A 25,290-nucleotide genomic window follows, 5' to 3' on the forward strand; every position below is an offset into this window, starting at 1 on the left:
CGGGCCCCGCCCCCCCCCTTTCAAACCCCCCCGCCCAAACCGCGCGGTTGGGGGGGCCGCCCGGCGCCGGTTACCCCCCCCGCCGGCGGCGACCTTCGCCAGCACGCCGCAGCCCACCCCGCAATAGGGGCAGGTGGTCCTCACCTCGCGTGCTTCGCCGATCTTCATATTCAGGCCGCGCGGCTGGCCAGCGCTTCCAGCGCAATAAACAGACGCTCGCCCTCGATCCGCACCGGAATGGTGCGCACCGCGCCTTCGTCGGCGCCGAGCGCTTTGCCGGTCTCTAGCGAAATCACCCAATTATGCAAGGGACAGGTCACCGCTGCACCATGGACGATCCCCTGGCTGAGCGGCCCGCCCTTGTGCGGGCAATGATCTTCGATGGCGAAGACCTGGTCCTCCGCCGTGCGGAAGACGGCGACCTTGCCTTGCGGCGTGGCGACGCAGCGCGCGCCACGGCGTGGAATGTCTGAGATCGAGCCGATAGATACCCAGTTCATCACGGTCACTCCGCCGCCTGCGCGAAACCGACCGAAGCCATCGGCCGGAACTCGTGCTTGTCTTTGCCGGAAACGCGTTCCGACCAAGGGTCGACCTGCGCGAATTTCTGCGAAAAGACGAAGCGGTCGAAATAGGTCCTGCGTTTCTCGCCATCGTCCATGATCTGGCGCTTGATCTCGGCGATTCCGATGCGCTTGGCCCATTTGTAGATGCGCTCGAGATAACGGCCCTGTTCGCGATACATCTGCGTCAGCGCCACGATATGTTCCAGCGCCTCGTCCTCGGTTTTGACCAGGCCGAGCACCTCGGTGCCCTTGATGTCGAGGCCGGCGGCCCCGGCGAAATGGATCTCGTAGCCTGAATCGACGCAGATCACGCCGACATCCTTGCAGGTTGCTTCAGCACAGTTCCTAGGGCAGCCCGACACCGCCATCTTGACCTTGGCGGGCGTCCACGAGCCCCACATAAATTTCTCGATGCGGACCCCGAACCCCGTCGAATCCTGCGTGCCGAAGCGGCACCAGTCTGAACCGACGCAGGTCTTCACGGTGCGTAGGCCTTTGGCATAGGCATGGCCGGAGACGAAGCCGGCCTGACCGAGTTCGGCCCACACCGCCGGCAGGTCTTCCTTGCGGATACCGAGCATGTCGATGCGCTGGCCGCCGGTGACCTTGACCATCGGGATCTCGAATTTGTCGACGACATCGGCGATGGCGCGCAGTTCGGCGGCATTGGTGACGCCGCCCCACATGCGCGGCACCACCGAATAGGTACCGTCCTTCTGAATGTTGGCGTGGACGCGCTCGTTGATGAAACGCGACTGGTAGTCGTCGGCATACTCGTCCGGCCAGTCGCAGACGAGATAATAGTTGAGCGCCGGCCGGCATTTGGCGCAGCCGCAGGAGGTCGTCCATTCCAGTTCCTGCATGACGGCGGGAATGGTTTTCAGGCCCTTGGCCTTGATCAGCCGGCGAACCTCGTCATGGCCGAGCGTGGTGCAGCCGCACATCGGTTGCACTGCCGCCGGATTGTATTTGTCGCCGATGGTCAGCACCATCAGCTTTTCGACCAGGCCGGTGCAGGAGCCGCAGGAAGCGGACGCCTTGGTGTGGGCACGCACGTCGTCGAGCGAGGTCAGGCCCTTGGCTGTGATTGCGCCTGATATCTTTCCCTTGCAAACGCCGTTGCAGCCGCAGATTTCCGCATCATCCGGCAAGGCTGCAACGGCCGCCATAGGGTCCAGGGAGGCGCCTCCCTGGTATGACTGGCCGAAGATAAGCGTGTCGCGCATTTGCGATATGTCGGTCTGCTTCTTTTTGAGGTCGTTGAACCAGGCGCCGTCCGCCGTCTCGCCGTAGAGCACGGTGCCGATGATGCGGTCATCCCTAAGCACCAACCGCTTGTAGACGCCGGCGGCGGCATCGCGCAGCACGATCTCCTGGCGGTCCTCGCCCTCGGCGAAGTCGCCGAGCGAGAACAGTTCGATACCGGTGACCTTGAGCTTGGTCGGCGTATCCATATGGACGAAAGCCGCCGCCTCGTTGCCGGCAAGCTGGCTGGCTGCGACGCGCGCCATCTCGTAGAGCGGCGCGACCAGCCCGTAGACCTGTCCGTTGACCTCCGCGCATTCGCCGAGCGCATAGATGTCAGGATCGTTGCTGCGCATGCCGGCGTCGACGACGATGCCGCGGTTGACGGCAATGCCGGCTTCCTTCGCCAGCGCCGCATTCGGCCTGATGCCCACCGCCATGACGACGAGCGTCGCCGGGATGATGGTTCCGTCGGCGAGTTCCACCTGCTCGACCTTGCCCTTGCCTGTGATCGCCTGGGTGTTGGCCTTGGTGATGACCTTGATGCCGCGCTGCTCGACGGCGCGCTGCAAGAGATAGCCGGCGGCCGGATCGAGCTGACGCTCCATCAGCGTCGGCATGACATGCAGCACGGTGACGTCCATGCCTTGCGAGTTCAAGCCCGCTGCCGCTTCCAGCCCGAGCAGACCGCCGCCGATGACCACGGCCTTGGCCCGCGACTGGGCGGCAAGCAGCATAGCCTGAACGTCGTCAAGATCGCGATAGGTGAGCACGCCCGGCAGATCGTGGCCGGGCACCGGAATGATGAACGGCACCGAGCCGGTGGCGATGACGAGCTTGTCATAGGGCTCAGTGACACCGTGGTCGGAAGTAACGGTCTTTGCCGTCCGGTCGATAGCGACGATCTTGTGGCCCTTGTAGAGGGTGATGCCGTTGGCGATGTACCAGCCGTCGCCATGGATGATGATTTCCTCAAAGGCCTTCTCGCCGGACAGAACCGGCGACAGCATGATGCGGTCGTAATTGACCCGCGGCTCGGCGTTGAAGATGGTGACCCGGTAGCGACCGGGCGCCTGTTCGAATAGGTGCTCCAGCATCCGCCCGGGCGCCATGCCGTTGCCGATGATGACGAGTTTTTCGGTCACTGAGCTACTCCGCGGCTTCGACGAAGCGGTGGCGTTCGTAGAGGAACTTCAGCACCGCCTCGCGGCAGCGCAGGAAGGTCCGGTCGGAGGACAGCTCGATGCGCCGGCGTGGTCGGGCCAGCGGCACGGGAAGCACCTCGCCGATGGTCGCCGCCGGACCGTTGGTCATCATGACGATGCGATCGGACAACAGCACCGCCTCGTCGACGTCGTGGGTGATCATGATCGTCGTCGAGCCAAGCCTCGAATGGATATCCATCACAGCGTCCTGCAGATGCGCGCGGGTCAGCGCGTCGAGCGCACCGAACGGTTCGTCGAGCAGCAGGATCTTCGGTTCCATGGCCAGCGCGCGGGCGATGCCGACGCGCTGCTTCATGCCGCCTGATATCTCAGCGGGCCGCTTGTCCCTGGCATGTGCCATCTGCACGAGGTCGAGATTGCGCATGATCCAGTCGTGCCGTTCGGCCCGGCTCCTGGTGCGGCCGAAGACCTTAGACACCGCGAGGTTGATGTTTTCGTAGACGGTGAGCCATGGCAGCAGGCTGTGGTTCTGGAACACCACGGCGCGTTCAGGACCAGGGCTGTCGACCTCCTTGTCTTCGAGCAGGACCGCGCCGGCGGTCACTTTCGTCAGCCCGGCGATCAGGTTGAGCAAGGTCGACTTGCCGCAGCCGGAATGGCCGATGATCGAGACGAATTCGCCCTTGTCGATCGTCAGCCGGATGTCCTTCAGCACCTCGCTGACCTGGCCGCCGCGGGCGAAGGACTTGTCGATATGGTCGAGCTTCAGGTAGGCCGTCATAACGCCTCTCCTCACTTTGCCGTTGTGCCGCGGGTGACGAAGGCGCCGACCGCCGCGACCAGGCGATCGAGGCAAAAGCCGGTGACGCCGATATAGGCGAGCGCAACGATGATGTCGGGCAGCCGCGACGAGTTCCAGGCATCCCAGATGAAGAAGCCGATGCCGACGCCACCTGTCAGCATTTCGGCGGCGACGATGGCGAGCCAGGACAGGCCGATGCCGATGCGCAGGCCGGTGAAGATGTAAGGTGCCGCGGCCGGCACCATGATCTTCACGAAGAATTCGAGCTGGTTGAGCCTGAGGATGCGGGAGACGTTGCGATAGTCCTCTGGAATGTTGCGGACGCCGACGGCGGTGTTGATGATCACCGGCCAGATCGAGGTGATGAAGATGACGAAGATCGCCGACGGGCTGGAATCGCGGAAAGCGGCCAGCGACAGCGGCAGCCAGGCGAGCGGCGGCACGGTGCGCAGGATCTGGAACACAGGGTCGAGGCCGCGCATCGCCCAGATCGACTGGCCGACCAGAGCGCCGAGCGCGACGCCGACGATTGCAGCCAGGCCGAAGCCGATGGCGACGCGCTGCAGCGAGATCAGCACCCGCCAGGCCAGTCCGATATCCTGCGGACCATAGTCGAAGAACGGATGGGCGATCAGATCGTAGGCCTCGTTCCATACCTGGCTAGGTGGCGGCAAGCTGGCGTTGGGCGACGAGCAGGCGATCTGCCAGATGACGAGCATGACGACGATGACGATTGCCGGCGGTACCAGCGTGCTCGCCAGTTTGCCGGCGATCGCGCCGGGATCGAAGCGGCGCCTCACCTTGGCAGTGAAAGCTATGACCTCTGCGGGCTTGGCAGGCGTGGGGAACGCCTTCACCTTGGTGTCCTCGATGGCTTGGATAGACATTTCGCAAAAAGCTCCTTGAGCACTTGGAGTGACCCGCGGCGCAAGCAGCGCCGCTTGCCGTCAACGTCAGGCCGATGCCTTGATCTTCAGGCTGTCGAGATAGGCGGACGGATCGGCCGGATCGAATATCTTGCCGTCGAAGAAGGTCTCGACACCGCGCGATGAAGACGCCGGGATGTCGGCCGCAGCGACGCCGAGATCCTTCGCCGCCTCGCGCCACAGATCTTCCCGGTTGACCTGACCGACCAGCGCCTTGATGTCGGTGGTCGCCGCGAATTTGCCCCAGCGGATGTTTTCGGCGAGGAACCAGCTGTCGTGGCTCTTGAACGGATAGGACACACCGCCCTTCCAGAACTTCATGTAGAGGTCGGTGCCGGTGGCGACGCGGTCATTGCCGTAATTGATGTCGCCCTTAAGGCGACCGATGATGTCGGCGGTCGGCACGTTCATCCATTGCCGCTTGCCGATGATGGCCGCCATCTCGTCCTTGTTCTCCATGGCTTCGCACCATTGCTGGGCTTCCATGACGGCCATCAGGATCGCCTTGGTGGCGTTCGGGTTCTTGTCGATGAAGGCGGCGCGCAGGCCGAGCGCCTTTTCCGGATGGCCTTTCCACAACTCGCCCGTCGTGGCGGCGGTGAAGCCGACGCCCTGATGGACGAGCTGCTCGTTCCATGGCTCGCCGACGCAGAACACGTCCATATTGCCGACCTTCATGTTGGCGACCATCTGCGGCGGCGGCACAACGATGGTCGAGACATCCTTGTCGGGATCGATGCCGCCGGCAGCCAGCCAGTAGCGCAACCAGAGATCATGGGTGCCGCCCGGGAAGGTCATGGCGGCTTTCACCTCCTTGCCTTCGGCTTTCTTGGCCGCAAAGGCGTCCTTCAGCTTGGAGGCATCGAGGCCGACGCCGGTGCCGGCATATTCCTGCGCGACGGAAATCGCCTGGCAGTCGTAGTTGAGCCGCGCCACGATCGCCATCGGCATCGGCTGATTGTTCTGCGTCACCTTGCCGGTGTGCATCAGGTAAGGCATCGGCGTCAGGATATGGGCGCCGTCGATGCCGTTGGCTTCGCCGCCGAGCATCAGATTGTCGCGTGTCGCGCCCCAGGAGGCCTGCTTGAGCACCTCGACATCGGGCATGCCGAATTTTTCGAACAGGCCCTTCTCCTTGGCGATCATCAGCGGCGCTGCATCGGTCAGCGCGATGAAGCCGAGCTTGGCGCCAGTGACTTCCGGCGCCGCCGTTGCCGCATAGGCGCCGGACGGCAACAGCGCGCGTGCGGCCGCCAGCGTTGCCGCGGTGGCCGCGCTCATCATCAGGAAATCGCGGCGGGTTACGCCCGTGAGGGCGGATTGGGTTTTGATGCGTTTCGTCATCGTCATCTCCGTTGGGCGCGGCTTGGGATCTGCGCCGTCGATTGCGTGTTCGACCAAAACAAAAAAGCCGCCGGCCAGGCCGCCGCATCCGTTGATCCGGATCGCGTGTTGACCTGAGCGGCAGCTTTGCCTGTGGCGCCCGCCATTGGACGCCGTATTCAATGGCCCTGAAGGCCCACAGATTACTATGCAGGAACCGTGCCAGTTTGAAGAAACGGTAGATTCAGCAATGAAAACAATCGAGAGAGCGGGCGTAAAGGCTGGAGCGCCGGATTGTCGATGCTCATGCGACAGTCACGTTCATTGTGCAGCGGCACAAAAATTGTGCAGTGCACGATAGTGCGCAAGGAATGCTCAACCCGTCGGCATTGCCCAGTCGCGGATGGCGAGATAGTCGTCGATCCTGTCCGGATCGAAGATGCGGCCGTCGAAGAAACCATCCGGACCAAGGACGAGGCTGGCGCCCGCCGAGCCGACCGGCGTGGCAGCGGTCAGGGCCCCCTCGACCTTGGCATTGGCTCCCGGCAGGGCGACGCCGAGCGGCTTCAGCGCTGCGCGATAGAGGTCGGGCCGGTAGGTGTCGCGCGCGAGCGCCATGTGGGCATCGCTGTGCTTGACCTGCCCCCAACGGACCATCTGCGTGTAGAACCACAGCGCATGGCTCTTCCACGGAAAATTCGCCGCCTTGCCGAAAGGAAGAAAGAAGTCCTCGACGCTCAATTCCGCGACCCCGCCCAGCGCAAGATGTCCGGTCAGGATTGGCATCAGCAGCGCCGGCGAAACGCTGAGGAAGGAAGGCTGCGCCATCAGGGCGGCCAGTTCACCGCGGTTTGCCGGATCCTGGCACCAGCGCGCAGCATGATGCAGCGCACGCAGCAGGGCCGAAAGGGCCTCCGGGTGTTTTTCGGCCCAGGCCTTGCGCACGCCGACGACTTTCTCGGGGCTGGTCTTCCAGATAGCGGCCTTGACCGTGGCGATATGGCCGGTGCCGGCGACTACCGAGGCGCTGTTCCAGGGTTCGCCGACGCAGTAGCCGTCGATCCTGCCGGCGGCGAGTGCGTCGGCCATGAAGGGCGGCGGCACGATGACGATTTCTATTTCGCGCGACGGATCGATGCCGCAGGCCGCGAGCCAGTAGCGCAGTTCGTAATTATGCCCCGAGTGCGGATGCACGACCGCAAAGCGCATCGGCTCGCGACCGGCATTTGCCCGTTCACGGATCAGCGCTCCCAGGGCCTTGCCGGCTCGCGCCGGATCGAGATCGGGCAACGCGCCGTGCGCGGCCATGCCCGTCCAGAGCGTGTTCGAAACCGTTACGCAGTTGCCGCCCAGCCCAAGCGACAACGGCACGATCGTATCGGAGGCGAGTGGGGTGAGCCCCAGATTGCAGGCGATCGGCATCGGTCCCAGCATATGCGCCAGGTCGAAATGTCCGATCGCAATACGATCGCGGATGTTGGCCCAGGACGTTTCGCGACTGAGCGTCAGGTCGACGCCTTCGCGCGCGGCAAAGCCGATCTCCCTCGCTGCGACAAGAACCGCGCTGTCGAAGAGCGGTATGAAACCGGCATTGATCTGGTGTTCGGCCGCCATGCTCAACTCTCTCCGGGATCCAGAAGGCCTGCCGCCGTCACCAGGCTCTGCGCGATTTCGCTGATCTTGCGGTTCTGGTTCATGGCGGTCTTGCGCAGAAGGGTATAAGCGGCGTCCTCCGACAGGCCGCGCGACCTCATAAGGATGCCCTTGGCGCGGTCGATGACCTTGCGGTCCTCCAATTCACTGCGGGCCTCTTCCAGTTCGCGCGCCATCCGCGAAAAGGCGTTGAAGCGGCTGATCGCCATGTCGAGGATCGGCTTGACGCGCTCCTGGCGCAGCCCGTCGACGACGTAGGCGGAGACCCCCGCTTCCACCGCAGCCTCGATCGAAGCCTGGTCGGACCGGTCCACGAACATGGCGATCGGCCGCTTCACCACGCGCGAAAGCTGGAACATGTTTTCAAGCATGTCGCGGTTGGGATTTTCGAGGTCGATGACGATCACGTCCGGTTCGATCTCGGCGATCCGCCGCGCTATTCCGGCAACATCGTGAACGACCGTGACCTGCTGATGCCCGGCCTCCCGCAATCCCGCCTCAATGATGGAGGCGCGGATGTGGTTTTCGTCGATCACCAGGACGGTGAGGGATTTCCGGATCATGCCGCATTTTGCGCACGCCGCGCGATTGTGCAATGCGGCATGGTGAGAATTGACGCAGTTATCGCTTCGGGGGCTACCACATGTTTGCGGAGCCGACCCGTCAAGCTTCTTTAAATACCATTCATAGGGACTACTTTGCTTTTGTATCGACCGCGCTATCTCTTGAGTTTGCGAACCTTGTCTCGCTGGCTAGAAGATTGGAGGTTTCCAAGGATCGGCGATCATTTTGACAGGAACGTTTGGCATTGCTGGGGCAGCAGCCCTTGCGAGCGCAGTTCGGCCAATTAACGCGACCTCTACGCATTGCATGATGATGCTGTATGGTTCTCCGGCGCCCCGAGACACGCGCATTATATTGGCAGCAAGCTGTCGTAGAGGCCATTCGATATCTTGCTTTGCCCAGGCCTTGTCGACCGTCTTCTTGTCGTTTTCGACGGCCAGTCGGATATGTGGCTTCTTATCGTCTTCAGACAAATCCCAACCCTCCCCAGCAGGCAGGGGTGACAATTGCGCAGCCGGCAGGTTACGGCAAGACCCCAGTTCTGCGGCGGCGGTTGAACCTTTTGAACCTTTTGAGTGTTCTCCATAGGGGGCCTATGCAAAAATTCGCCGCTGCACCACTATCAGAACGGCCCGTTGCTATAGCGTGGTAATCGCGGCCATTACCCACTATTGGGGAGGGTAATTTCGGGACCGGTACGCGCATGCTCGCGAGGGGGAGTTAGTTCAAAAGCCCCTATAGAGGACAATGGCTTAGGCCGATTTAATTAACGATTTTCCGGTTAATCGATTCTGTGCCCTGCATAGACTTCGCAGGCAGGTGACCTTTTGAACCTTTTGAGTGTCCGCTCTAGGGCGCTCATAGGAAATTTTTTGCGGCCTGGCTGACTTTCCGGCAAATCTGCCGAAAGTCTATCGGAACGGTCGGTTACTGTTCGCTGAAAACAGCGGGAGAAACTACTCGGGCGGTTATATGGACCCGTCTGCGAACCTATAGCGAGCTAGGCCGCGCGTCTGAAAACAGACGGGAAACAGATGGGCGCGCCGTTCCAAGCTTGCAGGTTCGCGATATATATTACTATGACCATCTCGCTCGCAGGATGCGTTTGCCGCGCGGGATGGCATAGCAAGCCCCGTAATGAGTGAGAGCAAACAAGCCTTCCTTGCCGCCGATAGGACCAGCCTCTCGTAGGTGTTATGCTGATACTGGTTTTGGGACTCGTGATTTTCTTCGGTATCCATTCGATCCGGATCGCCGCCGGCGACTTTCGTGATGCGCAGATCGCGACAAACGAGCGGCGCTGGAAAGGCATCTATTCGCTCGTATCGGTTGTCGGCCTCGCGCTGATCATATGGGGTTGGAATCTCTATCGGCCCGATGCGCTTGAGATCTACCAGGCGCCCGCTTGGGGCCGCCACGTCGCATCGGTGTTGGTGCTCGCCGCATTCGTCTTGCTGGCGGCCGCTTACCTACCTGCGGGTTCGATCAAGCACCGCCTGAAACATCCGATGCTGGTGGGCATCATCCTTTGGGCCATCGGCCATCTCCTGGCTAATGGCGACCTTGCCTCGCTGCTGGTTTTCGGTGCGTTCCTGGTTTACGCGATTGTCGATCTGATTGCCGTCTATCCACGCGGCGACCCGGTACCGGCGGTCGTGCAGCCGCGTAGCGACCTGATCGCTGCGGGCATCGGCTTGGTGGCTTTCGTGCTGTTCGGGCTCTGGCTGCACGGCTGGCTGTTTCGGGGTCTCGCCCTTCGCTTGAATGCGGCGCTTACGGAGCGCCAACTTCGGAAGTTTGCATGCGGCAGACGGGCATCCACTGCTACCGATTCCCACCAGATGAGAATCCGCAGGAAAACCCCGCCGCCCGTTCGTAGGGCGCGTTCATTGCGTCGGCTGGGGGAAAGACCGGGGAACCCAGAATTGCGCTCCTAGCGCCGCCTTATATCTCGCGGCAAACGCCAAGATTTGAGATATTGTGTCTTCGGCAGATCACCCCGATCTGCCCGATTATGGAGGAGAATGTCCTATGCCATTGTTCATAATCACAGGGTGCTATTCAGCCACGTCAGCGAAAGGAATGATTGACAAGCCGTCGGACAGAGAAGCGGCGGCTCGTGGCATAATGGAAGCAGCAGGCGGGAGAATGCATTCTTTCTACGTCACGACCGGCGAAACCGACTGGATGGTAATCGCGGAATTCGCCGACGGTGCTGACCTGATCCCCGCACTTCTCGTCGTCGGCGCATCGGGAGCAGTATCGAATGTCAAAACCGTGCGGGCATACTCGGGCGCGGAATTCAAGGCTGCTCAAGAGAAGGCGGGCAAAATCGTATCTTCCTACAAATCCCCGGCAAAATAAGCAGACCACTGGTTGAAACATCTCTGGCAGCGGAGCGAACCTCCGCTGCCAGTTCGTCCCGGCTCCGCCCTCTTCTTCGCGACGAGCGCGAGGCGTAGTGGAAACGAGAGCGAAAATTATTTTTCGAGCCCCAAAATGCGTCTGGCGGTGCCCTGGCGGTGCCCCGAAAGCTTCCGGGGCAAGAGACCCCCAAAGGGCTGACTGCTAATTATCTGAAAACACTAGAGAAATTTTGGTGGAGCCAATCGGAATCGAACCGACGACCTCTTGAATGCCATTCAAGCGCTCTCCCAACTGAGCTATGGCCCCACTCCCGGCAGTCAACCGGCGCCGTTGCCGGCGAAGAGATCCGGCGCGGGTTGAGACCGCGCCGTTAGTGCAGCGGCTTCTAACCCCGCCTTACGTCAATATCAAGCCTTCAAGAGCCGCTTTTTATTAAGACGCCGCGAAAGTCGGCAGGTGCTTGCGTCAGAGGCCGGATCAGACTTCGTCGTCGTCGTCGCCGACGCCGATCATGTCGGCGACATCGTCGTCTTCTTCCTCTTCGTCGGCGAGGAAAGTATCGTCATCGTCGTCACCGAGGTCCACATCGTCCTCGTCATCGCCGAGATCGGGAAGATCGTCGGGTTTCGCATCCTCGTCCGCCTCTTCGAGCGAGACGACTTCGACGCCCTCTTCCTCCTCGGCGTCCACTTCCTTCTCGGCAACTTCCTCTTCCTCCTCGAGGGCGGTGATCTTGCCTTCCTCGAAATAGGAACGTGGATAGCTCTTGCCGGTATAGGGCGAGACGATCGGATCCTTGTTCAGGTCGTAGAATTTTTGACCCGTTTCGGGGTCGATGCGTTTGGTGCCAAGTTCGGGTTTTGCCACAGCAAGCCTCGTCGATGAAAGTTTGGTCCCCATAACCACAGTTTGCGGCGCTGTCAAAGCCTAAAGCCAGCCTCATAAATCGCCGCGTTGAGCGACCTCCTGCAAGGGGATGACCATTTCCGTCCGCCGTGATACGAGACCGCCCAAACCAAAAGAAAAAGGCCGGCCACCGGCGTTTTCAGCCAGGGAAAAGCCATGTCGCATACTGCCGCCCCGAAACCGGCCACCGCTCGCAAATCGTCAGCGCTTTCAGGCGCGGCGCGGGTGCCTGGCGACAAGTCGATCTCGCATCGCTCGTTCATGTTCGGCGGCCTCGCCTCCGGCGAGACCCGCATCACTGGCCTGCTGGAAGGCGAGGACGTGATGCGCACCGGCGCCGCGATGAAGGCGATGGGCGCGCATATCGAGAAGCGCGGCGCCGAGTGGGTGATCCGCGGCACCGGCAACGGCGCGCTGCTGCAGCCGGAAGCCCCGCTCGATTTCGGCAATGCCGGCACCGGCTCGCGCCTGACCATGGGCCTGGTCGGCACCTACGACATGGAGACGACCTTCATCGGCGACGCTTCGCTGGCCGGCCGGCCGATGGGCCGCGTGCTCGAACCTTTGCGCCAGATGGGCGTGCAGGTGCTGAAGGCGACGCCCGGCGACCGCATGCCGATCACGCTGCACGGGCCCAAGCACGCCGCGCCCATCACCTACCGCGTGCCGATGGCCTCGGCGCAGGTGAAGTCGGCGGTGCTGCTCGCCGGGCTGAACACGCCCGGCGTCACCACCGTCATCGAGCCGGTGATGACGCGCGACCACACCGAAAAGATGCTGAAGGGATTCGGCGCCAATCTGTCGGTCGAGACCGACGAGCGCGGCGTGCGTCACATCTTCATCGAGGGCCAGGGCAAGCTCACCGGCCAGACGATCGCTGTGCCGGGCGACCCGTCCTCGGCCGGCTTCCCGCTGGTGGCCGCACTCATCGTGCCGGGCTCGGACATTACAATCGAAAACGTGCTGATGAACCCGACCCGCACCGGTCTTCTTTTGACGCTGCAGGAAATGGGCGCCCGGATCGACATAGTCGACCCGCGCAATGAAGGCGGCGAGGATGTCGCCGATCTGCGCGTGCGCTATTCCGAGTTGAAGGGCGTCACCGTGCCGCCCGAGCGGGCGCCGACGATGATCGACGAGTATCCAGTGCTTGCCGTCGCCGCCAGCTTCGCCGAGGGCGAGACGCTGATGCAGGGGCTAGAGGAGTTGCGGGTGAAGGAATCCGACCGGCTGTCGGCAGTCGCGAACGGGCTGAAGGTCAACGGCGTCGACTGCACCGAAGGCGAAGCCTCACTGGCGGTGCGTGGGAAACCGGGCGGCAAGGGGCTCGGTCAACACCCCAATGGACAGAGCACAATCGTCCAGACTCATCTCGACCACCGCATTGCCATGAGCTTTCTGGTCATGGGACTGGCAACGGAAAAGCCGGTGACCATCGACGACCAGGCGATGATCGCGACGAGTTTTCCTGAATTCATGGGCCTGATGAAGGGGCTGGGCGCGAAGATCGAGTAGCGGTACTGCGAGCAGGACTAGCCGCGCCAGCGGTCTTGTGAGCGACTTTCGATTTCTTTGTAAGCAACCGCGCAGGGGGGGGCGAGTGGATGGCAAGTCCTGATTTTCAGAGGCCGGGGGCCAGGGGCTCTCATTGGCAAAGGCAAGCAGACGGTACTTTTCTGTTCCGCTTGGACAGGTCCGCCAAAACCCGGATCGTCAATGCCAATGAACTTACCAGCCTCATCGAGATCCAAAATCGCGAATGGGCGTTTGTTTTGTTCACTCTCATTCCCATGCTCGTGTTCATCGTGCTTTGGCTTTCCGACCGGATGGATAGTATCTGGGTTCTCCTTGCTGCAGCGATATGGATTGCCTTGAACCATCACATGCATCGCAAGTTGAGAGCACAGACTGGAGCTATTCTTTCTACTAGCCAACTGTCTTCCAATGAGTTCGTTTTTCCAAAAGCCTCGATCGATGGGATAGCTATTGAGATCGCAAAGAAGGTTTCTGCTCGCTCCGGTAATTTTTGTCTTGTGATGTCGATATTGTTTACCGGAGCTGGCGCGGTAGCCTTGGTAGACGGCATATTTCATCTGGGTCTTGGCGGGCAGGAGATAAGTCCGCTGGCCAGCGGCTATGCATTCGCCTTCTTTGGCCTCCTATCCTACCTATTTTATCGTGTCCGAAAGCTACGCCCTTGACCTTCACCATCGCCATCGACGGACCCGCCGGCGCCGGCAAAGGCACGCTGGCGCGGCGGCTGGCTGACCATTACCGCCTGAACCTGCTCGACACCGGCCTCACCTATCGCGCGGTCGCCCATGCGCTGCTTCGGCTCGGCCTGCCGCTCGACAATGTCTCGGCGGCGGAAACCGCGGCGCGGCAGGTCGATCTGGCCAAGCTCGACCGGTCGGTGCTGTCGGCGCATGCGGTCGGCGAGGCGGCTTCGAAAGTGGCTGTTATCCCGTCGGTGCGGCGCATACTGGTCGAAAAGCAGCGTGAATTCGCCAAGGCGCCGCCCGGCGCGGTTCTCGACGGCCGCGATATCGGCACCGTCGTCTGTCCCGACGCCGACATTAAGCTCTATGTGACGGCGAGCGCCGAGGTGCGGGCACAACGCAGGCTGGCCGAGATCGAGAGCATCGGCGGCACCGCCGGTTTCGACGAAATCCTGGCCGATATCCTGCGCCGCGATGAGCGCGACATGGGCAGAGCCTCCTCGCCCTTGAAGCCGGCCGCCGATGCGCACTTGCTCGACACGTCGGAAATGGCTATAGAAGCCGCGTTTCTTACGGCCAAGGCGATCATCGACGACGTTCTGGCCAAGAGAAACAAAGCCTGAGCCGGGGTTTCCTCCCGTTGCCGATTGCCGGCGGCGAAAAGATACCCCATATCGGGCACGAACCAGCCTGCCAGCATTTTTCATGCGCCGGAATTGCCGCTTAGGCGGCCAAGGGCTTTTTTGAAGCCCGGAACGCCGGCAGGCCAACGCAACGCTAACCCACGGCGCCCGCCCCGCTTGAGATGCGGGGCATTCCAGGAGAAACTATGTCAGTTGCAAATCCCACTCGCGATGATTTCGCGAGCCTGCTCGAAGAATCTTTTTCCGCCGGCCATTCCGGCGAAGGCCAAGTCGTCAAGGGCACGATCACCGCGATCGAAAAGGACATGGCAATCATCGACGTCGGCCTCAAGGTCGAAGGCCGCGTGCCGCTGAAAGAATTCGGCGTCAAGGGCAAGGAGTCGACGCTCAAGGTCGGCGACACGGTCGAAGTCTATGTCGAGCGCATCGAGAACGCGCTTGGCGAAGCGATGCTTTCCCGTGAGAAGGCCCGCCGCGAAGAGAGCTGGGTCCGTCTCGAAGAGAAGTTCACCAAGGGCGAGCGCGTCGAAGGCGTCATCTTCAACCAGGTCAAGGGCGGCTTCACCGTCGATCTCGACGGCGCCGTGGCCTTCCTGCCGCGCAGCCAGGTCGACATCCGCCCGATCCGCGACGTCTCGCCGCTGATGCACAATCCGCAGCCTTTCGAGATCCTCAAGATGGATCGGCGCCGCGGCAACATCGTGGTGTCGCGCCGCACCGTGCTTGAGGAAAGCCGCGCCGAACAGCGTTCGGAAATCGTGCAGAACCTCGAAGAGGGCCAGGTGGTCGAAGGCGTCGTCAAGAACATCACCGACTATGGTGCGTTCGTCGACCTCGGCGGCATCGACGGCCTGCTGCATGTCACCGACATGGCATGGCGCCGCGTCAACCATCCGACCGAAATCCTCAATATCGGCCAGACGGTCAAGGTGCAGATCATCCGCATCAACCAGGAAACCCACCGCATCTCGCTCGGCATGAAGCAGCTCGAGAGCGATCCGTGGTCCGAGATCGGAACGAAATTCCCGATCGGCAAAAAGATCAAGGGCACCGTCACCAACATCACCGACTACGGCGCGTTCGTCGAACTGGAGCCGGGCATCGAGGGCCTCATCCACGTTTCGGAAATGTCGTGGACGAAGAAGAACGTGCATCCCGGCAAGATCCTGTCGACGACGCAGGAAGTCGACGTGGTGGTGCTTGAGGTCGATCCGGCCAAGCGCCGCATCTCGCTTGGCCTCAAGCAGACGCTCGAGAACCCGTGGCAGGCTTTCGCCAGCAGCCATCCGGTCGGCAGCCAGGTCGAAGGCGAGGTCAAGAACAAGACCGAGTTCGGCCTGTTCATCGGCCTCGAAGGCGATGTCGACGGCATGGTCCATCTTTCCGACCTCGACTGGACCCGTCCGGGCGAGCAGGTGATCGAGGAGTACAATCGCGGCGACATGGTCAAGGCGCAGGTGCTCGACGTCGACATCGACAAGGAGCGCATCTCGCTCGGCATCAAGCAGCTGGCCAAGGACACGGCCGGCGAGGCGGCAACTTCAGGCGAACTGCGCAAGAACGCCGTCGTCACCTGCGAGGTCACCGGCGTCAAGGATGGCGGTCTGGAAGTGCGGCTGGTCGACAGCGGCATCGAGACCTTCATCAAGCGCTCCGACCTCAGCCGTGACCGCGACGAGCAGCGCCCAGAGCGCTTCACGGTCGGCCAGAAGGTCGACGCCCGCGTCATCGCCTTCGACAAGAAGACCCGCAAGCTGCAGGTCTCGATCAAGGCGCTGGAAATCGCCGAGGAGAAGGAAGCGGTCGCCCAGTACGGCTCGACCGACTCCGGCGCTTCGCTGGGCGACATCCTGGGCGCCGCGCTGAAGAAGCAGGGCAGCTAAATCTACAACGCCGCGCCTCGCGCGCGGCCTGTAAACAAAACCCCGCTGGAGCGATCCGGCGGGGTTTTTGTTTGACCATGGTCAGAGCATCGGACCCAAAGCCTGCATTCGGGCCTGACCCCGGGGGTGGAAACCGATTTTGGGAAATCCGCGCTCAACAAAAAAGATAGATCAGGCCCTGCCGTAAAGCGGCACCAGCGTGCCGCTCATCGCCAGATTGGCCGGCGAAGCGAGGTAGGCAATGGCCTCAGCGGCCGCTTCGAGGCTGACCCATTTGCCGAAATCGGCTGCCGGCATGTCAGCCCGGTTGGCCGGCGTGTCGAGGGTCGAGGGCGCGACCGCGTTGACCAGGATGCCCTTGCCCTTGAGTTCTTCCGCCATCGCCACCGTCATTGCCGCGACCGCCGCCTTGCCGGCGGCATAGGCGACCATGCCGGAACCGCGCCGCAGGTCGAGCCCGGCGCGCGCCGTGACATTGACGATGCGGCCCGACACGGAAGATTCCAGCATCGAGCGGATCGCCGCGCGGCAGCACAGGAAGGTGGTGCGGGCGTTGGTGTCCATCATTTCGGCAAAGGACGCGGGCTCGATCTTCTCGACCGGCGCGGCGGTGAAGCCGCCGGCCAGATGGATGGATGCCCACAAATCCGTAACGCTGGCGTAGAACGCATCGACCTTGGCGGGGTCGGCGAGATCGACATTGTGCGCCAGCCTGACACGCTCATGGGCCGGGAAAGGAAAATGCGCGGGCGCGGCGGCATGGGCATTGGGCACATGGCAGACCGCGCCCTGCTCCAGCAGTTTGCCGACAACCGCGCCACCGAGCGCTCCTGTGCCGCCGGTCACCACAACATGCCTGCCGTCCAGTGTATCCGTCATCTTCGACCGCTCCAGTCACTCTCTTATGCCGCGCCGCCGCCGAAGGGTCGCGCCTTTCGCGCGATCACTCAACCGAAATCTCGATGACGCGGCGTCGTTTGCGCGCCTCGAGCCGGCGGCCATCAGTCGAGGATCGCATCCCCAGGCAGACGCTGCCACAGCACTCAATCGACAGTGATTTCGATGACATACGGCAGTCCGGTCGCCCGCGCGCGCTTGAGTGCGTCTGCCAGATGACCGATGCCGGCGAGCCGCTCGGCGGCAATGCCATAGGCTTCGGCCAGCTTGCAGAAGTCAGGCGGCGCCGGCGAAACGCCGACCGGCTCGACCCCGACATCAAGCATCGAGGTTTCGATTTCGCGATAGCCGCGATTGTTCCAGACGACGAAGATCACCGGCGCCGAGGCGTCGAGCGCGGCGCCCAGTTCGGGCAGCGTGAACTGGAAACCACCGTCGCCTGTGAGACAAACGACCGGCGCATCGGGCACGGCGATGGCCGCACCGATCGCCGCCGGCGGACCATAGCCCAGCGCGCCGAAGCCGGTGGCGGCGTTGAACCAGCCGCCCGGGCGGTCGTGATCGTAATAGAGGTTGGCGGCATAGACCGGCTGGGTCGAATCGCCGACGATAATCGAGCCCGGCAACGCATCGCGGATCGCCTCGACGGCGCGTGTTTGCGCCTGGAGGGCCGGGCTGATTTCGGCGAAGGCCGCCTGCCTTGTTGCAGCGGCGCGAGCCGGACCGTCGTCCGATGGCGGCTGGCCCTTGCCGATTTCGGCAAGCAGCGCCTCGAGTGCTGCGCCGCAATCGGCCTGGATCGAAATCCGGGCCAGCCGGCGGACAAGCTGGTCGGCGCCGATGTCGATGCGGATCAGATTGGTCGGCAGGACAAAGCCGCCGTCGCCATACCCATCATAGTCGGTCGGGCCGAATTCGGTGCCGGCGGCAATGACCAGATCGGCGTCGGCCATCAGTGCACGCACCGCCTTCAGACTGGGGCTCGCCGGCACGGCAAGCGGATGGCGATGCAGCAGGCCGCGGGCATTGGCCGTCTGGACAACCGGCGCCCCCAGCCTTTCGGCAAGGCGCTGCAACGGCGCTTCGGCTCTCTTGGCGCCGCCGCCGGCAAGGATCAGCAGGCGGCGGGCAGCCGCGCAAAGTTTTGCCGCCTCTATTATCGCCGCCGGACCCGGCTCGGGCGGCGCGACATTGGCCAGCAAAGCCGCGATGCCATCGGCCGGCTTGACCATGATATCGGTCGGGATCTCGATATGGACCGGGCCGGGGCGCGATGACGAAAACAGGGCGAAGGCGCGGGCAAGCACGCCTGGCAGTTCGTCGGCGTCGGTGACACGGTGCGAGAACAGCGCGACCTTCTCCATCATGCCACGCTGGTCGGGCAGTTCGTGCAGATGACCAAGACCCTTGCCCAGGGTCGGCGTGGCGTTGACGCCCGAGATCACCAGCATCGGGACCGAATCGGCACGGGCCTGGCCCATGGCGGTGATGGTGTTGGTCAGTCCCGGTCCGGTGATGACGAAGGCGACGCCAGGCTTGCCGCTGGCGCGCGCATAACCGTCGGCCATGAAGCCGGCGCCCTGCTCGTGACGCGGGGTGACGTGGCGGATCTTCGAGCGCGCCAGCCCGCGATAGAGTTCTACCGTATGCACACCCGGAATGCCGAAGACCATGTCGACATCATGGGCTTCGAGCAAAGTGATGAGCGCTTCGCCGACTGTCGTCATTGTCTGAGCACCGGACGTGTGAGGCAAGTCGGTCCGCCCTCGCAGGCGATGCACAGCGCGTCCGCCTCGAAGGTCGAAACCCTGCAGCCGGCGGCCGCCATGGCCGCCGCCGTCTTCGGGAAGCCGGCAACGGCGATCACCTCGCGCGGCGCGGTCGGCAGCACATTGAGGCTGAGGCCGTTGGAGGCGAAGAACTCCTCAGCGTCGCCCTCGACCAGGCGAGTGCCTCGCGCCCGCAGCATCTGGTAGAAGGCAGCCGGCAAAAGCGGTGCATAGACCAGCGCCAGATCGTCGGCGAGCGGACTGATCACCGACATCAGATGCAGGCACGCCTCCTCGCCATGCCAGAGCGGCAGGTCGTAGCCATAGACCTGGATACCATTGGGGGTGAGCAGGTTGGCGAGTTGCTGAATGCCGTCCTGGTTGGTGCGCACGCCGCGGCCGACGGCCAGCGTCCGTGAGTCCACCCAGACGCAATCGCCGCCCTCGACCTGTCCGGGATGCTCGATGCGGCCGAGGATAGGCACGCCCATGCGCCTGTAGGCCGCCTCGTGCAGGCCGGGCTCGGCCCGGCGCAGCGCCTTGCCCATGGCAAGGATGATGGCGCCGTGGTCGGTCATCAACGAAGGATCGTGCGTGAAGACGGAATCGGCAAGCCCGTCATCGGCGTCGGTCAGCCATTCGATCTCGGCGCCGGATGCCAAAACCAGCGTCGTCAGCGCCTCATACTGGGCAGCGGCCTTTTGCGGATCGAAGCCCGGGCCATAGTGCCATTCCGATGCTCTGGCGCGGGGCATGGCGCTTGCGGCGGACCGCATCAGCACGCGCTGCAGGGGCCCTGCCATGGACTGCGACCCGTATGCTTTACCCACCAAGTGCTCCTGAAATGTCACATCCAGCCAATAGCCACTCAGCGAGCCGCGATCAATGGTCCAAAAAGCATGGTTGACGGAGGCAAGCGGAACGGTCCATCTTGAGAATGAGAAGTCTGTCCAGTGATGGTAATGGGTAAAAAATTCCAGCAGCGACGGGTCCAGCCGCTTCGTGAGGCACCCCAAAGGTGATAGCGCAAGGCACGGCCTCCGCCCCGAAGTACACGGCGCAGAACGACGCCGCCGAAGCCATCCATGTCGAGAACCTGCACAAAAGATTCGGCGAACTGCATGTGCTGAAGGGTGTTTCGCTGTCGGCGCGCGACGGTGAGGTCATCGCCATCATCGGCGGCAGCGGCTCGGGCAAGTCGACGCTGCTGCGCTGCATCAATTGCCTGGAGAACCCGACCAGCGGAATCGTCCGCGTCAATGGCGAGGAGATCCGGATGAAGGCCGACAGTCACGGCCACACCGTTCCCGCCGACCGCAAGCAGATCGAGCGCATCCGTTCCAGGCTCGGCATGGTCTTCCAGAATTTCAATTTGTGGAGCCACATGACGCTGATCGAGAACGTCATCGAGGTTCCGGTGCATGTTCTGGGCGTCAAGCGCGACGTGGCCATCGCCGAGGCCGAAAAGCTGCTCGCCCGCGTCGGCCTGGCCGAAAAGCGCGATGTCTATCCGGCCTATCTGTCGGGCGGCCAGCAGCAGCGCGCGGCTATAGCCCGGGCGCTGGCCATCAATCCGCGCGTCATGCTGTTCGACGAGCCGACCTCGGCGCTCGACCCGGAACTGATCGGCGAGGTGCTGAAGGTGATCGGCGATCTGGCGCGCGAGGGCCGCACCATGGTGCTGGTGACCCACGAGATGAAGTTCGCCCGCGAAGTCGCGACGCATGTGGTCTACCTCTACAACGGGCTGGTCGAGGAAGAAGGGCCGCCGGAGCAGATCTTCGGCGCGCCCAAATCCGAAAGGCTCAAGCAATTCATCCGCAACATCGGTTAAGCCGAGGCGGATGGAAAACGGGAACAACAACAAACTGGGAGTTATTGAAATGAACACCGTCCTTAAGACATTGGCCGCAGCGCTATTGCTCGGTGTCGCTGCGATGGGCATCGCCAAGGCCGAGCCGGTCAAGATCGGTGTCGCTGCCGAACCCTATCCGCCGTTCACCTCGCCGGATGCTTCCGGCAAATGGGTCGGCTGGGAAATCGAATTCATCGACGCGGTCTGCGCCGAGCAGAAGCTCGATTGCGTTATCACCCCGGTTGCCTGGGACGGCATCATCCCAGCGCTGACGACCAAGAAGATCGATGTGATCGCCAGCTCCATGTCGATCACCGACGAGCGCAAGAAGACGATCGACTTCTCCGACAAATATTACAACACCCCGACCGCCATTATCGGGCCGAAGGACCAGAAGTTCGGCGCCACCCCGGAAGATCTCAAGGGCAAGATCATCGGCGTGCAAGTCTCGACCGTGCATGCCGACTACGTCAAGAAGCACTTCACCGAAGCGGCGGAGATCAAGGAATACCAGACCCAGGACGAAGCCAATCAGGATCTTGCCGCCGGCCGTCTCGATGCGGTGCAGGCCGATTCCATCGCGCTCGATGCCTTCCTGAAATCGGATCAGGGCAAGCAATGCTGCGATATGAAGGGCACGGTCGCGCCGGATCTGGCAATCCTCGGGCCCGGCGTCGGCGCCGGTGTCCGCAAGGAAGACACCGAGCTGAAGGAGAAGATCAACGCCGGCATCAAGGCGATCCGTGCCAACGGCAAATATGACGAGATTTCGAAGAAATACTTCGATTTCGACATCTATGGCGACGACACACAGTCGAACTGACGGCGTGCATCCCTGAGCGAATAACCACGCGGCGCAGACAGCGCGCCGTGTGGCTTCGTCGAACTCTACCCATGCGAGCTTTCCGCTGACGGCATCGCCGGCGGTATTGGCGCCAGCAATTCGGGGGCGACGCTGATCGACGCATTTCTTCCGGCCTCTGTGGCCCGCATCATCGAACTGCTTTCGCCGACGCCGCCTGGCTGGGGCGGAACGCTTCTGGTCGGACTGCTCCACTCGGTCGAGATCGCTGCCGGTGCTTTCGGTCTCGGCCTCGTGATCGGCATTTGCGGTGCGTATGGCAAGCTCTACGGCGGGCCCGTGGTGCGCGATCTGCTGGCGGTCTATACGACGATCGTCCGCGCCGTGCCGGAGCTGGTGCTGATCCTGCTGCTCTATTATGCCGGCACCGATTTGATCAACCAGTTGCTGACGGCAATGGGATATCAGCGCATCGATATCAGCGGGCTGGTGGCCGGCATTGCCGTGCTCGGATTCGTCCAGGGCGCCTATTCGACCGAGGTGATGCGTGGCGCGATCCTTGCCATTCCGCAGGGCCAGATCGAAGCCGCGCGCGCCTATGGCATGTCTCCCGGCCTCCTTCTGCGACGCATCACGCTGCCGGCGATGCTGCCCTTCGCCATACCTGGCCTTGCCAATCTCTGGCTGATCGCCACCAAGGACACCGCCCTGCTGGCGGTCGTCGGCTTCTTCGAGCTGACATTGGCCACGCGGCAAGCGGCGGGCGTAACCAAAGCCTATCTTACGTTCTTCCTCGCCGCAGGCGTGATCTATCTTCTGTTGACGCTGGTCTCCAATTTGATCATCGGCCGCATCGAACTCCGGGCTCGGCGCGGCATGCCCTCCCTCAAGGAGGCGCGTTGATGGCTGGCGAAGCGATCATCATCAACGTTGCCCGCGCGTCGCTGTGGCTGCAGCCGCATCGCATCGTGCTGATCCTGACCGCGCTGGCGCTGGTTCTCGCGGCCGCCTTCTTCATGCGCTGGGACTGGCTGCCGCAATATTACGAGATGGCGCTTGTCGGCATCTGGCGCACGCTCTGGATCCTCGCCGTCACCTGCACACTCGGCTTCCTGCTCGCCGTGCCGCTCGGATTGGCGCAGGCTGCCGGCCCCGTCTGGCTCGCGGCGCCTGCAAAGGCCTTCTGCACCGTCATCAGGGGAACGCCACTGCTGCTGCAACTCTGGCTGCTCTACTATGGGCTCGGCTCGCTGTTTCCGCAGTACCCATGGGTACGCGAGTCCTGGATGTGGCCGTATCTCAGGCAAGCGTGGCCCTATGGCGTCCTGGCGCTGACCTTGTCCTTCGCCGGCTACGAGGGGGAAGTCATGCGGGGTGCCTTCGCCGGGGTGCCGAAAGGACAGTTGGAAGCCGCGCGTGCCTTCGGCATGAGCCGCTGGAAGATCCTGCGGCGGATCTGGCTGCCGCAAGCCTTCTACCGGGCGCTGCCGACGCTGACCGGCGAAACCGTGCTGCAGCTGAAATCGACGCCGCTGGTGGCGACCATCAGCGTGATCGACATATTCGCCGTCTCTTCCAAGGTGAGGCAGGGCACTTTCCTCACCTATGAACCCTTGCTGCTCCTGGCGTTGATCTATATGGCGATCACCGGCATCCTGGTCTTCGCCCTCGGCAAGATCGAGGCGCGGATCCCGAACAAGATTGGTTGATAGGGGAGTAGGGGAGTAGGGGAGCAGGGCCAGCCACTATTCACATACACATTTCCATCCTATTCGCATTCACTGCTCACTATTCCCCTATTCCCTTACTCCCTTACTCCCTTACTCCCTTACTCCCCTAGGATCGCTACAATGCAACTCAGTCTCGACCAGGCGACAGGGCTGTGCCGGATGGCGGCGCTCGGCGCCGGCGCCAATGAAGAAGCGGCGCAGTCGCTCGCAGCCTCCATCGTAGCGGCCGAGGCGGAAGGTCTGTCGACGGTCGGACTGTCGCATTTCATCGACTATCTCGAAGCGCTGGAGGCCGGCCGCATCGACGGCAAGGCCGAGCCGGTCATCACCAGGCCGGCTTTGGCAATCTATCTCTCCGATGCGCGCGGCGGTCTGGCGCATACCGGTTTCGACCGCACGATCGACGATCTCGCCAAGGCGGCGCGCCTGTTCGGCGTTGCCATCTTTTCGCAGAGGAACGCCTATACATGCGGCGCGCTCGGCTATTTCACCGGGCGGCTGGCCGCGCAGGGACTGGTGTCCTTTGCCGCGACCAATGGACCGGCCGTGCTTGCCGGCTCGGGCTCGGTCAAGCCGGTCTACTGTACCAACCCAATGTCCTTCGCCGCGCCCGCCGCCGACGGAGCGCCGCTGGTGATCGACCAGTCGTCGAGCGCCACTGCCTTCGTCAACATCCGCAAGGCGGCCGAGGACGGCAAGAAAATTCCCGAAGGCTGGGCACTGGACGCGAGCGGCAACCCGACCACCGATCCCGCCGCCGCCATGAAAGGCGCGATGCTTGCCTTCGGCGGCCAACGCGGCGCCAATATCGCGCTGATGGTCGAAGTGCTGGCGGCGGGCCTGTCGGGCGCCAACTGGTCGCTCGATGCGCCATGGTTCAGTGGCGGACCGGACAGTCCCGGAACCGGCCTCTTCGTGCTGGCCGTCGAGCCCAAGCTGCTCGATCCGGATTTCGAGAAGCGCATGAAAGACCAACTCGAACGGTTGCGCCGCCGCTACGGCGTGCATGTGCCCGGCCGTGCCCGGGCCGAAGCGGCTGAGAAGGCGGCGGCACGGGGCATAACGGCGCCCAAGGCCGTGGTCCAACGGATTTCCGAATTCGCCTCGCGCTACTCTTCCTAAAAAGTTTGTCTGCATTTTTTCGCCGTCGTTGAACCTTTTTGCGCGGTGCCGCGACCAATGCCTGTCCGGGGTGGGGTTTGCCCGGGCGGTGACATCCGGTCGAATGTCCAGGGCTGGGGCGGGCGTCTCATGCCGTCCTGATACCGTCTCAGGTCAGGCCGCCTCGTCGGACCCTGACTCCGACCATGGAAGTCACCCGGAAAACCCCGCTTCGGCGGGGTTTTCTGCGTTCTCTCGCATCTGGTCAGTTAACATGCCTGTTTTGGTCAACTTTTGTTCATTTGACTCTGACCGAGGTGGTCGGGTGTTTGCGCGGAGCAGCAGAGGAGCCCCAATGTCCGCAGGCACCGACAATTCCAGCAGAAGCCTTTTCGTCCCGGCCCTTGGCGGCCTCTATGCGGCGTTGAACACCGCCTCCGAAACCATCCTGCGTGCCGTGGCCGGCATCTTCCTCACCGTCTATGGCTCGCATAAGATCACCGATCCGTTTGGCGCCGCCGAGATGGTCGAAGGCCTCGGCTTCTATCCGGGCGCATTTTGGTCCCTGCTCTTGGCATGCACCGAGTTCTTCGGCGGCATTTTCATCGCAATAGGCCTCTTGACCCGCCCGGCCGCCTTCGCCGGAATGTTCGTGCTTCTGGTCACGGTCTGGTTCCACTGGGTCACCATGGGCGAGGGCTTTTCGGGCGCCGAAAAATCGCTGCTGTGGGCGGCGATCCTGTTCTTCTTCGTCATTCGCGGCGGCAACCGCCAATCGGTCGACGCACGCATCGGCAGGGCCTTCTGACGCGGTCAAACAAGGGCGTTGGCGACTTATCGTCGCCCTTTGCCTTTGGCGCGAAACCGACTAT

24 protein-coding genes, 1 tRNA gene and 1 pseudogene are annotated in these 25,290 nt (G+C 62.7%); 12 read left to right on the forward strand and 14 right to left on the reverse strand.

All coding sequences use genetic code 11. The features are described 5' to 3' along the window. Positions 1–81: 81 nt before the first annotated feature. The 9 genes and pseudogenes from AC0L3L_RS08035 to AC0L3L_RS08075 all read right to left on the reverse strand — a co-directional run. Positions 82–168 (reverse strand): annotated as a pseudogene (locus AC0L3L_RS08035) (hypothetical protein); the annotation flags it as partial. Between the two features lie 2 nt (positions 169–170). Continuing rightward, positions 171–500, reverse strand: a complete 330-nt coding sequence (gene nirD, locus AC0L3L_RS08040; RefSeq protein WP_473544951.1) for a nitrite reductase small subunit NirD — start codon at positions 498–500, stop codon at positions 171–173. A gap of 5 nt (positions 501–505) precedes the next feature. Beyond that, positions 506–2,956 (reverse strand): nitrite reductase large subunit NirB, encoded by a 2,451-nt coding sequence (nirB, locus tag AC0L3L_RS08045; protein ID WP_473637183.1) that lies wholly within the window; start codon positions 2,954–2,956, stop codon positions 506–508. Between the two features lie 4 nt (positions 2,957–2,960). Next, positions 2,961–3,758, reverse strand: coding sequence for an ABC transporter ATP-binding protein (locus AC0L3L_RS08050; RefSeq protein ID WP_292206307.1), 798 nt, complete (start codon positions 3,756–3,758; stop codon positions 2,961–2,963). Positions 3,759–3,769: 11 nt separating this feature from the next. Next, the gene (gene ntrB / locus AC0L3L_RS08055) at positions 3,770–4,666 is read right to left on the reverse strand and encodes a nitrate ABC transporter permease (protein ID WP_473637184.1); all 897 of its coding nucleotides are present in this window, start codon (positions 4,664–4,666) and stop codon (positions 3,770–3,772) included. A 66-nt stretch (positions 4,667–4,732) separates the two neighbouring features. Then, positions 4,733–6,049: a CmpA/NrtA family ABC transporter substrate-binding protein gene (locus tag AC0L3L_RS08060; protein WP_473637185.1), complete on the reverse strand. Its 1,317-nt coding sequence runs from the start codon at positions 6,047–6,049 to the stop codon at positions 4,733–4,735. A 354-nt stretch (positions 6,050–6,403) separates the two neighbouring features. Beyond that, positions 6,404–7,642 carry a CmpA/NrtA family ABC transporter substrate-binding protein gene (locus AC0L3L_RS08065; protein WP_473637186.1) on the reverse strand — a complete coding sequence of 413 codons (1,239 nt, stop codon included), beginning with the start codon at positions 7,640–7,642 and terminating at the stop codon, positions 6,404–6,406. Positions 7,643–7,644: 2 nt separating this feature from the next. Beyond that, a complete protein-coding gene (locus tag AC0L3L_RS08070; RefSeq protein WP_473637187.1) occupies positions 7,645–8,244 on the reverse strand; it encodes an ANTAR domain-containing response regulator in 600 nt (199 codons plus the stop codon). Between the two features lie 189 nt (positions 8,245–8,433). Continuing rightward, positions 8,434–8,718, reverse strand: a complete 285-nt coding sequence (locus AC0L3L_RS08075; protein ID WP_473637188.1) for a hypothetical protein — start codon at positions 8,716–8,718, stop codon at positions 8,434–8,436. Positions 8,719–9,456: 738 nt separating this feature from the next. On the opposite strand from AC0L3L_RS08075, the gene AC0L3L_RS08080 reads away from it, so the two are divergent. Together AC0L3L_RS08080 and AC0L3L_RS08085 are read left to right on the forward strand one after the other, a co-directional pair. After that, entirely contained in the window at positions 9,457–10,182 is a 726-nt protein-coding gene (locus AC0L3L_RS08080; RefSeq protein WP_473637189.1) for an NnrU family protein, read from the forward strand. A 145-nt stretch (positions 10,183–10,327) separates the two neighbouring features. After that, positions 10,328–10,609 (forward strand): GYD domain-containing protein, encoded by a 282-nt coding sequence (locus AC0L3L_RS08085; RefSeq protein ID WP_473637190.1) that lies wholly within the window; start codon positions 10,328–10,330, stop codon positions 10,607–10,609. A 233-nt stretch (positions 10,610–10,842) separates the two neighbouring features. Here the strand turns inward: AC0L3L_RS08085 and AC0L3L_RS08090 are convergent. Both AC0L3L_RS08090 and AC0L3L_RS08095 read right to left on the reverse strand, forming a co-directional pair. After that, positions 10,843–10,918: transfer RNA gene (locus AC0L3L_RS08090), tRNA-Ala, on the reverse strand. 171 nt (positions 10,919–11,089) lie between these two features. Beyond that, positions 11,090–11,479: a TIGR02300 family protein gene (locus tag AC0L3L_RS08095; protein ID WP_473484239.1), complete on the reverse strand. Its 390-nt coding sequence runs from the start codon at positions 11,477–11,479 to the stop codon at positions 11,090–11,092. A gap of 195 nt (positions 11,480–11,674) precedes the next feature. On the opposite strand from AC0L3L_RS08095, the gene aroA reads away from it, so the two are divergent. The 4 genes from aroA (at position 11,675) to rpsA (ending at position 16,264) form a co-directional block, all read left to right on the forward strand. Continuing rightward, entirely contained in the window at positions 11,675–13,033 is a 1,359-nt protein-coding gene (gene aroA, locus AC0L3L_RS08100) for a 3-phosphoshikimate 1-carboxyvinyltransferase (RefSeq protein ID WP_473637191.1), read from the forward strand. Positions 13,034–13,122: 89 nt separating this feature from the next. Next, positions 13,123–13,719, forward strand: a complete 597-nt coding sequence (locus AC0L3L_RS08105; protein WP_473637192.1) for a hypothetical protein — start codon at positions 13,123–13,125, stop codon at positions 13,717–13,719. Continuing rightward, entirely contained in the window at positions 13,716–14,360 is a 645-nt protein-coding gene (gene cmk, locus AC0L3L_RS08110; RefSeq protein WP_473637193.1) for a (d)CMP kinase, read from the forward strand. The genes AC0L3L_RS08105 and cmk overlap by 4 nt, the downstream gene beginning before the upstream one ends. A 206-nt stretch (positions 14,361–14,566) precedes the next feature. Then, positions 14,567–16,264: a 30S ribosomal protein S1 gene (gene rpsA, locus AC0L3L_RS08115; RefSeq protein ID WP_123146359.1), complete on the forward strand. Its 1,698-nt coding sequence runs from the start codon at positions 14,567–14,569 to the stop codon at positions 16,262–16,264. A 171-nt stretch (positions 16,265–16,435) separates the two neighbouring features. Here the strand turns inward: rpsA and AC0L3L_RS08120 are convergent, their stop codons facing one another. From AC0L3L_RS08120 to AC0L3L_RS08130, 3 genes are all read right to left on the reverse strand, one after another. After that, positions 16,436–17,143 carry an SDR family NAD(P)-dependent oxidoreductase gene (locus tag AC0L3L_RS08120; RefSeq protein ID WP_473637194.1) on the reverse strand — a complete coding sequence of 236 codons (708 nt, stop codon included), beginning with the start codon at positions 17,141–17,143 and terminating at the stop codon, positions 16,436–16,438. A gap of 164 nt (positions 17,144–17,307) precedes the next feature. After that, a complete protein-coding gene (locus tag AC0L3L_RS08125; RefSeq protein ID WP_473637195.1) occupies positions 17,308–18,888 on the reverse strand; it encodes a 5-guanidino-2-oxopentanoate decarboxylase in 1,581 nt (526 codons plus the stop codon). Next, on the reverse strand, positions 18,885–19,733 hold the full coding sequence (locus tag AC0L3L_RS08130) for a dimethylarginine dimethylaminohydrolase family protein (protein WP_473637196.1): 849 nt from the start codon (positions 19,731–19,733) through the stop codon (positions 18,885–18,887). Before AC0L3L_RS08130 ends, AC0L3L_RS08125 begins: the two co-directional genes overlap by 4 nt. A 218-nt stretch (positions 19,734–19,951) precedes the next feature. On the opposite strand from AC0L3L_RS08130, the gene AC0L3L_RS08135 reads away from it, so the two are divergent. The 6 genes from AC0L3L_RS08135 (at position 19,952) to AC0L3L_RS08160 (ending at position 25,226) form a co-directional block, all read left to right on the forward strand. After that, positions 19,952–20,764 carry an ABC transporter ATP-binding protein gene (locus tag AC0L3L_RS08135; protein WP_473637311.1) on the forward strand — a complete coding sequence of 271 codons (813 nt, stop codon included), beginning with the start codon at positions 19,952–19,954 and terminating at the stop codon, positions 20,762–20,764. A gap of 49 nt (positions 20,765–20,813) precedes the next feature. Further along, the gene (locus AC0L3L_RS08140; protein ID WP_095493885.1) at positions 20,814–21,608 is read left to right on the forward strand and encodes a transporter substrate-binding domain-containing protein; all 795 of its coding nucleotides are present in this window, start codon (positions 20,814–20,816) and stop codon (positions 21,606–21,608) included. A gap of 216 nt (positions 21,609–21,824) precedes the next feature. Continuing rightward, the gene (locus AC0L3L_RS08145; protein WP_095494135.1) at positions 21,825–22,490 is read left to right on the forward strand and encodes an ABC transporter permease; all 666 of its coding nucleotides are present in this window, start codon (positions 21,825–21,827) and stop codon (positions 22,488–22,490) included. Continuing rightward, the gene (locus AC0L3L_RS08150; protein WP_473637197.1) at positions 22,490–23,296 is read left to right on the forward strand and encodes an ABC transporter permease; all 807 of its coding nucleotides are present in this window, start codon (positions 22,490–22,492) and stop codon (positions 23,294–23,296) included. Before AC0L3L_RS08145 ends, AC0L3L_RS08150 begins: the two co-directional genes overlap by 1 nt. Positions 23,297–23,437: 141 nt before the next feature. Beyond that, positions 23,438–24,439 carry an Ldh family oxidoreductase gene (locus AC0L3L_RS08155; RefSeq protein WP_473637198.1) on the forward strand — a complete coding sequence of 334 codons (1,002 nt, stop codon included), beginning with the start codon at positions 23,438–23,440 and terminating at the stop codon, positions 24,437–24,439. 334 nt (positions 24,440–24,773) lie between these two features. Continuing rightward, positions 24,774–25,226: a DoxX family protein gene (locus AC0L3L_RS08160; protein WP_473637199.1), complete on the forward strand. Its 453-nt coding sequence runs from the start codon at positions 24,774–24,776 to the stop codon at positions 25,224–25,226. Positions 25,227–25,290: the final 64 nt, after the last annotated feature.

It is taken from the genome of Mesorhizobium sp. WSM4849 (assembly GCF_055811385.1).

Coding starts and splice junctions, on each gene's coding strand:
- nirD (WP_473544951.1), bottom strand. CDS start 500: ATGAACTGGGTATCTATCGGCTCGATCTCAGACATTCCACGCCGTGGC.
- AC0L3L_RS08105 (WP_473637192.1), top strand. CDS start 13,123: ATGGCAAGTCCTGATTTTCAGAGGCCGGGGGCCAGGGGCTCTCATTGG.
- ntrB (WP_473637184.1), bottom strand. CDS start 4,666: ATGTCTATCCAAGCCATCGAGGACACCAAGGTGAAGGCGTTCCCCACG.
- AC0L3L_RS08140 (WP_095493885.1), top strand. CDS start 20,814: ATGAACACCGTCCTTAAGACATTGGCCGCAGCGCTATTGCTCGGTGTC.
- AC0L3L_RS08155 (WP_473637198.1), top strand. CDS start 23,438: ATGCAACTCAGTCTCGACCAGGCGACAGGGCTGTGCCGGATGGCGGCG.
- AC0L3L_RS08125 (WP_473637195.1), bottom strand. CDS start 18,888: ATGACGACAGTCGGCGAAGCGCTCATCACTTTGCTCGAAGCCCATGAT.
- AC0L3L_RS08085 (WP_473637190.1), top strand. CDS start 10,328: ATGATTGACAAGCCGTCGGACAGAGAAGCGGCGGCTCGTGGCATAATG.
- AC0L3L_RS08150 (WP_473637197.1), top strand. CDS start 22,490: ATGGCTGGCGAAGCGATCATCATCAACGTTGCCCGCGCGTCGCTGTGG.
- AC0L3L_RS08070 (WP_473637187.1), bottom strand. CDS start 8,244: ATGATCCGGAAATCCCTCACCGTCCTGGTGATCGACGAAAACCACATC.
- AC0L3L_RS08060 (WP_473637185.1), bottom strand. CDS start 6,049: ATGACGAAACGCATCAAAACCCAATCCGCCCTCACGGGCGTAACCCGC.
- AC0L3L_RS08050 (WP_292206307.1), bottom strand. CDS start 3,758: ATGACGGCCTACCTGAAGCTCGACCATATCGACAAGTCCTTCGCCCGC.
- AC0L3L_RS08130 (WP_473637196.1), bottom strand. CDS start 19,733: ATGGCAGGGCCCCTGCAGCGCGTGCTGATGCGGTCCGCCGCAAGCGCC.
- AC0L3L_RS08160 (WP_473637199.1), top strand. CDS start 24,774: ATGTCCGCAGGCACCGACAATTCCAGCAGAAGCCTTTTCGTCCCGGCC.
- AC0L3L_RS08065 (WP_473637186.1), bottom strand. CDS start 7,642: ATGGCGGCCGAACACCAGATCAATGCCGGTTTCATACCGCTCTTCGAC.
- aroA (WP_473637191.1), top strand. CDS start 11,675: ATGTCGCATACTGCCGCCCCGAAACCGGCCACCGCTCGCAAATCGTCA.
- AC0L3L_RS08120 (WP_473637194.1), bottom strand. CDS start 17,143: ATGACGGATACACTGGACGGCAGGCATGTTGTGGTGACCGGCGGCACA.
- rpsA (WP_123146359.1), top strand. CDS start 14,567: ATGTCAGTTGCAAATCCCACTCGCGATGATTTCGCGAGCCTGCTCGAA.